Annotated in this window: 7 protein-coding genes; 1 reads left to right on the forward strand and 6 read right to left on the reverse strand. The window is 66.6% G+C overall.

Annotation, left to right across the window (positions count from 1 at the left end):
- Nucleotides 1–471: 471 nt before the first annotated feature.
- Entirely contained in the window at nt 472–618 is a 147-nt protein-coding gene (locus V6V47_RS32345; protein WP_334632357.1) for a hypothetical protein, read from the reverse strand.
- A gap of 340 nt (nt 619–958) precedes the next feature.
- Complete coding sequence (locus V6V47_RS32350; protein WP_334632358.1) at nt 959–1,369, reverse strand: hypothetical protein; 411 nt, start codon at nt 1,367–1,369, stop codon at nt 959–961.
- A 262-nt stretch (nt 1,370–1,631) separates the two neighbouring features.
- Here V6V47_RS32350 and V6V47_RS32355 point away from each other — a divergent pair, with 262 nt between their 5' ends.
- Complete coding sequence (locus V6V47_RS32355) at nt 1,632–2,066, forward strand: hypothetical protein (protein WP_334632359.1); 435 nt, start codon at nt 1,632–1,634, stop codon at nt 2,064–2,066.
- Between the two features lie 268 nt (nt 2,067–2,334).
- Here the strand turns inward: V6V47_RS32355 and V6V47_RS32360 are convergent, their stop codons facing one another.
- The 4 genes from V6V47_RS32360 to V6V47_RS32375 all read right to left on the reverse strand — a co-directional run bounded on the left by V6V47_RS32360 (nt 2,335) and on the right by V6V47_RS32375 (nt 6,600).
- Nucleotides 2,335–3,069, reverse strand: coding sequence for a dienelactone hydrolase family protein (locus V6V47_RS32360; RefSeq protein ID WP_334632360.1), 735 nt, complete (start codon nt 3,067–3,069; stop codon nt 2,335–2,337).
- Nucleotides 3,070–3,268: 199 nt separating this feature from the next.
- On the reverse strand, nt 3,269–4,873 hold the full coding sequence (locus V6V47_RS32365; RefSeq protein ID WP_334632361.1) for an RNA-guided endonuclease InsQ/TnpB family protein: 1,605 nt from the start codon (nt 4,871–4,873) through the stop codon (nt 3,269–3,271).
- 27 nt (nt 4,874–4,900) lie between these two features.
- On the reverse strand, nt 4,901–5,440 hold the full coding sequence (locus V6V47_RS32370) for a hypothetical protein (protein ID WP_334632362.1): 540 nt from the start codon (nt 5,438–5,440) through the stop codon (nt 4,901–4,903).
- A gap of 167 nt (nt 5,441–5,607) precedes the next feature.
- On the reverse strand, nt 5,608–6,600 hold the full coding sequence (locus V6V47_RS32375; RefSeq protein WP_334632363.1) for a hypothetical protein: 993 nt from the start codon (nt 6,598–6,600) through the stop codon (nt 5,608–5,610).
- Between the last annotated feature and the right edge of the window lie 803 nt (nt 6,601–7,403).

Genomic DNA, 7,403 nt, shown 5'->3' on the forward strand with positions numbered 1-7,403 from the left:
GCCGTGCGATGGCCTGAATTGCCATGCCCTCCGACCGCCGCAGCCGCCGGATCTCCGCCCAGTCCTCCACGTTCAGCACCTCCCGATGCTTGAGGAGGTGGTCCCGATTCAGCCGGAACCACGTGGTCAGTTTTCAGGCGGAGCCGACAACCGCAACCCCAGGTGCCTCAGCCAATCCGGCGACGACAGCGTAGGCCCGCGACCGTGCCTAAGAACCCGTGCACGGATCCGCGGCCTACCCCCGGCCACAACGCTCTGTCAATGGGACGCGGCGGGCCGAGCGTTCCATGGCGGCGACATGCGCGGGCGATGACGGCTGCGCGATCTACGGCAACGAAAGGTGGGTCGTCCGAACGTACGGCGGCTATCGGAGGGTGTTGGCAGCAGGTGCCGGTGGGAACCGTTGACGCAGCGTCGGGCCGATGGCCGTGGCCAGGGTGCCGTCGTCGCCGGAGTGCATAATCAGGTTGATCATCCCTGTCGCTCATCGGGATCTGTCTCCTCGACACCGACCCACTCGATTCCGCCGAGAACCTCTCCGCGCTCAAGGTCCTCGATGACATAGATAAACAGACCGTCGTGGGAGCCTCGAACGCTCGCGTTGACTTTGATGCCCATCCCAAGGCCGCGTCCATGCTGGAACTTGGTGGACAGACATCCACAACCGCACGATCCGACGACGACTACTTCCGCCGACTGGCGCTGCAGGGTCTCTACGCCCGAAAAATCAACGGCCAGCAGCGCCTCGAGAACGGTCCGCTCTCACCGAGTCAGCGGCCTCGCCTCCATGCCGACAATCGTCGCATCCACGACGGCGATCGGAATCCTCATCGGCTGCGGAGTACTCGCCGTCGCTGGTGCCTCCGTGGCTACCGGCTCACCGTGAGTACTCAACGTGCAGTGCGGTGCAGGGCCGGCGTTGGTCGAGGAGCCTCCGGGATTCGGGCTTGTCAGTCCGTCAGGCAGGTGCCGAGGCGTGCCAGAGGCGAAGTGCTCGGTCGCGAAGCTGCTGGGAGAGTTCGCACGAGTCCTTCATGTCGGCCAGTACGTCGCGCAGATCCCGGGTAGGCCAGCCGGCGTCCAACCAATCGAGCGCCAGTGTCGGCCAGTAGCTTCCCCAAGCGGTGAGCGCGAACCTCACGAGGGCAGGAAGCGGTGTGTCGGCGGCAGGCACGTCAGACAGCTCCGCACTGACGTCGTTCAGGGTGCGCTCCAGCAGTGGCAACAGCCACACGAGCCGGTCCCCGGCCGGGTAGACCAACCCGTCGGCGGCGCCACGGATTAGCCACGTGCCGACACCATCTCGCACGAGGAGCAGGCCGTTGTTGATCCTTAGCCTCAGATGGAGACGATCGTCGGCAGAGCGCATGCCGAACAGCCTGTCATGCCCTGAAAGGGCGCGGCATTCGAGAAGGCGATCGTGATGGCCGGGGCCGCGGGGAGCAGGTTGGAAGGGCTCCGATCCCACCCGCAACGCGGTGACCAGCGCGTCCTCTGTGTTGGCGCCTTCGGCGGACCCGAAGGCGTCAGCGTTGGCGTCCCCGCAGAGGCGGTAGAGCGGCTTCCGCTCATGTGGATGAGCGGATACCCGATCAGACGTGAGGATGAAAGGAGCGGCTAAAGTCGCCGCCGTGGAGCGATGGCTGTCGACGCTGGAAGAGTTGCTTGTTAAGCCCTTCGTGGTTGACAACCAGGGCAGGCCGGAGCCTCACCACGTCGATCTTCGGGAAAGCCAGTTCTGGGACTGGGAGACCAGGGAGGATGACTTCGATCGGGCACTCGCGGCGTTCGAGGCCGACCGCGCCAGGATGGCGCGCGCACTTTCGCTTCGCTATGGAGCACCGGAGCGAAGGTATATACGGCCGTACTTCGACGGCGACGGTTCACCGAACGATCCGGGTAGTTCGCTGTTCGAGTACCTGACAGGCTGGTTTTTCGAGATCGATCTGTGGCAAGCCGGAACTCGCGGGATCGTTGCTGAGGTTGGTCACTACGACAAGGAGCTGCCCTTGCAGCTGATGCTCGTCGTCGGCGACTTGGGCACCCACGGCCTGATCAAGCCCTAAGCCCGACGATTGCGGGTATCCGCTTCCGCCGCAGTACGGTCGTCGGCCAACCGGGGCTAACCCGCTCGGTAGCCGATCGCCGAGCCGAGCATCCTGAACTGCTGAAGGTAGTGCGTTCACGTCCGGGCATGCGTTGCGAGCCGCGAATCGTTCGCGGCGCTGGTTCGAGGTGGGTGGTGAGCCTCTTTGCATCAGCATTGAACGACAACGTTGCTGGGGTCAGCCAGCCCGCCGCTCGGGCAGCCTAACCCCAGAACGACTCGAACGATCAGCTGGTGGCCAGGGTGTTGCCGAGCAGGGACAACAGGCGGTCCCAGTGGCGTTGCAGCGCGGCCGGGTCGAATGCGTCGGTGTCAGACATGGTGAAGCCATGGAGGGTGCCGGGATAGATCTCGGAGGTGTAGCTGACGCCTGCGGCATTCAGGGTCGCGTTGAGTTCCTTGAGGGCCCCCGGGGTTATGTCGCCCTCGGCGTGACCGAAGTGGAGCCGGGCGGTGAGCTTGGAGAGGACGTCCGGCCCGTCGGCGCCTACGGGAGCGTGGAATCCGGCAACAGCAGCCACCTGGTCAGGGTGGGCCGCAGCGGTGCGTACCGCCATGAGGCCACCTATGCAGTAGCCGGTCACCGCGACCGGTCCGGTACTGACCTCGGGTTGGGTGGTGAGGAAGCTGAGATAGGCGTCGGCGTCGCTCAGGGTCCGTTCGGCGGTGTGCGTTTTGATCATGGGCATGAGTTGGGCGAAAATCGCCGTCCGGTCTTCGTCTCCGATGTGCTCGGGAAGCTCGATCACGGGTGCCGGGCCGTGCAGATAGAAGACGTTGGGGACGAGCACGTAGTATCCGTGCTCGGCCAGTTCACAGGCCATCTGCCGCAGCGCGGGCCGGATGCCGAAGCCGTCCGGATACATCAGCACGGCTGGGTGTCGTCCGCCGGCGTCGGGGAGAGCGGCGAACGCGTCGGCTTGGCCGTCCGCAGTGGGGATGTGCAGCGTCTTGGTGGGCATGTCTTCTCCTGTCGTCGTTGAGGTCTCGAGCCTTGGTCAACACGACGGAGGTGGAGCCCGCGCAGAACTGCAGGATTCTCGATCAATAAGCGGGCCGGAACCCGTCCGTACGGCGCTCAGAGGGGCACCGGGTCACCAATCCGTGCGTGGCGTGATGCCGTCCCGGTAGTCATGGTTGCGTAACTTAGTGCTGTGACCACTAACGTTCACCGGGTTGTCGGTGGTGTTGTGGTTCCTCGCCCAGATGTTGTCGGGGCGAGCGACTCCCCACCGGTGGTGGGGCGGGCCTCAGCCGGCCAACCGACCCTGACACCGCTGGTGGGCGGCGTGGGTCACGCCGGGACAGGCCGGCACCGGGAAGGTGCCGGCCTACTCGACGGTGCGTGACCACCTGACCCGTTGCGGGTGGGGTGGTGGTGGCGCCGCCCGGGGTCCGGGTGGCGATGGTGAACGCCGCGGCAACATCACGATGCCCGACGAACCCGCAACTCTGGCACGTCATGGTCCGCCCGCGGGGCTTGACCACTCTGCGCCGGCACACCGGGCAAGTCGACGACGTGCCCCGCTCATCGACCAGATGCACAGTGATCCCGGCCAACTCCGCCTTGTCCTTCAGGACCGCGATCGCCCGGCCGATCTGCCACTGCCGTAACCGCAGGTTGTGCCGCCGACCCGCGGGCAGGTCGAGGACCCCCCGCGGGTCACCGACGGTCAGCGTCCCGACCCGGTGCCGCACCGCCCAGCCGATCACGGTCTTCGCGGCCTCGTGCCCGGCCTGCCGCACCCGACGCCGATGCCGCCCCTCGATCAGCCGAGCCCGCCGGCGGGTCTTACGCCACCGCCGTGAACCCCGCTGGCCCTTCTTGGGCGCACGGGCGGCGGTCGCCCGGCGGCGGCCTTTCGTGTCGGCCAGGTGCTGCCGGTGCTCGGCGCGGATCGCCCGCCCGGACACCAACAACACCTGCCCGTCACCGGCTGCGACCGCGTATGGGTGGATGATGCCCAGGTCGACTCCGGCGACCCGCCCCGGCTGCGGCTCTTGACCGGCCGGGTAGGTCGCGACCGGAAGCTCCGCGGTGACCTCGACCCACAACCGTCCCTGATCGAACACCACCGTCACCGACCGCACCGCACCATCAGGGTAGGGAACCGCCCGGTCCAGACGCACCACCAGCGGCGGACTCCCCGCCGAGGTCGGCAACCGCAACCGCCGTCCATCCAGAGCGAACGTGCCGTGATACCAGCGGACCGGCATCAACGACCGCCGCCGCCGCGGATAGCACACCTCACCATGCCCCGCCCTACGGCGGGCGGCAGCGCTGAACCACGCATCAGAATAGCGACGCAACACCGACCGGGCACCAGCCGAGTCGAGCTCACCAAACGTGCCCGGACCAGACGCGGACAGCAGCCGACACAACTCTTGAAAACCCGCGACCGGCCGATCCTGACGACGACGACGCCAACTGTTGTATTCCAGGACACATGCCCACAGATCCCCGGCCGCGCGGAGCAGACCAAAGCACCGTTGCCGCTGCGCCCAGGTCAGACGCAGACCGACCCGGGCGGTGCGATGCACCACCCGCGGCGCTCCCGGGTCCCTACGTCTGGGCATACCCGAAAGCCAACCACGAGGGTCTGACACAACCCGGCCAACGTCAGTGGACACAGCACTAGCCGATCGGATGAGGACGAATCCAGCCACCGGTCCGTGCGTCCGCATCTGCCGCAGACAACACGCGCTCCCCAGCGTCACCACAATCCGATTGAGTCGGCCCTCGGTCGTGCTGATGTCAGCGCGCATCCGATGCCTCGATGACGGTGGCCGTTCCTACCGCGGCTGGCCCTCGTGCATGGTGATCGTCATGCCCGGCTGCAGGTGACGCCAGAGGGCTGGGGACAGTGGGCCCAGGCGGACCGACCCGGTGGCGCCTGGCGGTAACACTGGCGTGGACTCCACCCAGATGCGTGCCACGAGCAGATCGCGGTCGCCCGCGGCCGTACGCCGGCCGAGGTCCCACAGCGGTCGGAGAATGCCCTTGCCCGGGATTGGCGTTCGCCGGCCACCTTCGGTGGGCGACAGGAGCCGCAACTCCGCGCGGACGATCCCGTGGAGGCTCTCCCACCGACCCCAACGGCACCACGCTGCCGCGTCGGAGAGCCACATCAGCTCGGCGCTGTCGATCAGCAGATCCCACCAAGCGGTCGGCGGTAGCCAACCCGTGTGGAGGTCTGCAAGGAGGTCGAGCGCGACCTCCCACTCGTCGTGGTCGAGGTACTCGCGTACGTCCACCACCGTCACGCCGGCCTCGTTGACGACATCAGCCGGGACGATGCTCGCAGCTCGAGCGAGCAGATCGGCAACATCCACCCGCGGATTATTCAACGTCGCCGCAGCCTCCGCGCAACGCCTCCTACCGGCGTACGAATCCGCCGCTGAGCGGGCGGAACCTCTCGGTCGCGCGTACCTGATGGCGGGTAGGCGACCTGCGTCCGCGAGCAGCTCGCCGACCGGATGGTCGACGGCTAGCGCCAGGTCTACGACGCTGGTGCCGGTGGAAACAGCTGACGCAGCGTCGGACCGATGGCCGTGGCCATTCTGCCGTCGTCGCCGGAGTGCATGACCAGGTTGACCACCCCCGTTGCGACGTCGCCGGTGCGGGTTTCGGCAGCTGCGGCCGCGATGTCGGGTAGCGCGAGATCGGCGAGTAACTGCCGCACCAGAACACCTTCGCCCCAGAATGCCTCTGCCGGAATGGGGAGCCGGCCCAGCCAGGACAGCAGGATCGCCGCCCTCCTGGTGGCTGAGGGCACGGCGGCGGTGAGCTGCGAACGTATGTCGTCGACGTGCGGCTCGGACAGCTCGCCGCATTGCTGACCGGTGGCGGCGACCAACAGGGGATGCAGCACGCTAGGAACCCCACGCTCCATCAGGTACCGCTTGCCCTCTCGCCCGGTGGGCCGGAACTGGGGGTGGCCCTCGTGCAGGTTCAGCAGGTCGGCCAAGGGCGCCAGAAATGACGTCAGCTGATCCGGTACACCGAGCCCCGCCAGAAGCAGGTGGAGCGCACCAGGATCTGCCAATACGAGGTCGTTACGGAACCGCGACCGCTCCCAACTGACCGAGCCGTGGCCATGTAAACCAGCGCTGGCGAGCACCTCGCCCGCCACATCGCGGAGCACGATCGTCGGCCCACCATGACAACGACAGATGTCACCGATGAAGCGACCCGTCGTGGTCAACACGCGCGCCGCGTCAACCGACCCGGCATCCGGGAGTTCGGCCAGAAGCTCACGGCCGGCAAGAGGACCACTGTCCTCACCACCTTCGACAATCTGCACGGCGCGTGTCCGAGACCAGACATCGTCGAGCCACTCGATCATGAGCACCTCTCCTGTGCCGACCCAACGATCATCCCAGGCGCGCTCACGCCGACGACCCACACTCAGGACACCATGCACTTTCATGCCGCTGGTCGAGGGTTCGGCCTGCAGAGCTGTTCCTGGAATGATGTTGGTGTGGTCGACCAACGCGCCAGTTTAGAGTTGCTTGGCGACGACGCCTTGGAGCAGTCCGCGGTGGTGGCGAACTGCGCCATGAACCGTGAGCGGCAGCCGTCTGGGGTCAGCAGCTACACCCGGGAGCTGGGGTTCAACCTCTTGACGTTCTCGCCGCCGGCCCTGTTGGTGCCGGCCGGGCTGAGCCTTTGGCAGCCGCTGGCTGGTTGGATCTGTGCTGCGGCTAGGGTCGGGCGCTGATCCAAGCTGCCGGGGAGCTGCGGCTGGCAGGATTGACCGAGCGGACAGTCCTCGTCGGGGCGGACGTGGTTGACGCCTTTGATCCTGTACCGGCGCCACCGCTGAACCTGGAGCTAGCCAACTCATTCAACGCGAACTGCACCCTTTGTGGGTGGATGGAAGGCATTCTTCGAACTCCCGTTGATCGGCCGAGCATCGTCTCGGGTCGCCTAACGCCGGTCTGCAGGCTTGCTTTAGATCGACGCAGAGCGTTGCAGGCGCACGGGCTGAAGCCTGTTGCGAGTCCGTCATCTGACACCGATCCCATTGGCGAACATCTGAGCAGGGCTTCCTGAACGGTGACCTCGTCGGCGGCGCCGAAGGCGTCAGCGTCGGCGCCCCGCAGAGACGGTAGGGCGAAGTCCGCACATGGCACCCCTCTGTGTCAAGAGACGGCGAGGAGTGGTGTTCTAGGCTGGGGGTTGGCGGGTCCGGGAAGTGACTTTTCCGAAGTGTCGACCTTGGGGGTTGGGTCGGCCGCGCTGGATTGAAGAGTCGCCCCCACGTGTCCTCCCGGGCCCGTCTTGACCTTCTTG

The organism is Micromonospora sp. CPCC 205539 (genome assembly GCF_036906815.1).
In the GTDB taxonomy this organism is placed as follows: domain Bacteria; phylum Actinomycetota; class Actinomycetes; order Mycobacteriales; family Micromonosporaceae; genus Micromonospora.

Excerpts from the sequence above, each read along its gene's own strand:
- V6V47_RS32350 (WP_334632358.1), bottom strand. The coding sequence starts at position 1,369 with ATGCGCTCTGCCGACGATCGTCTCCATCTGAGGCTAAGGATCAACAAC.
- V6V47_RS32345 (WP_334632357.1), bottom strand. The coding sequence starts at position 618 with ATGGGCATCAAAGTCAACGCGAGCGTTCGAGGCTCCCACGACGGTCTG.
- V6V47_RS32365 (WP_334632361.1), bottom strand. The coding sequence starts at position 4,873 with ATGCGCGCTGACATCAGCACGACCGAGGGCCGACTCAATCGGATTGTG.
- V6V47_RS32360 (WP_334632360.1), bottom strand. The coding sequence starts at position 3,069 with ATGCCCACCAAGACGCTGCACATCCCCACTGCGGACGGCCAAGCCGAC.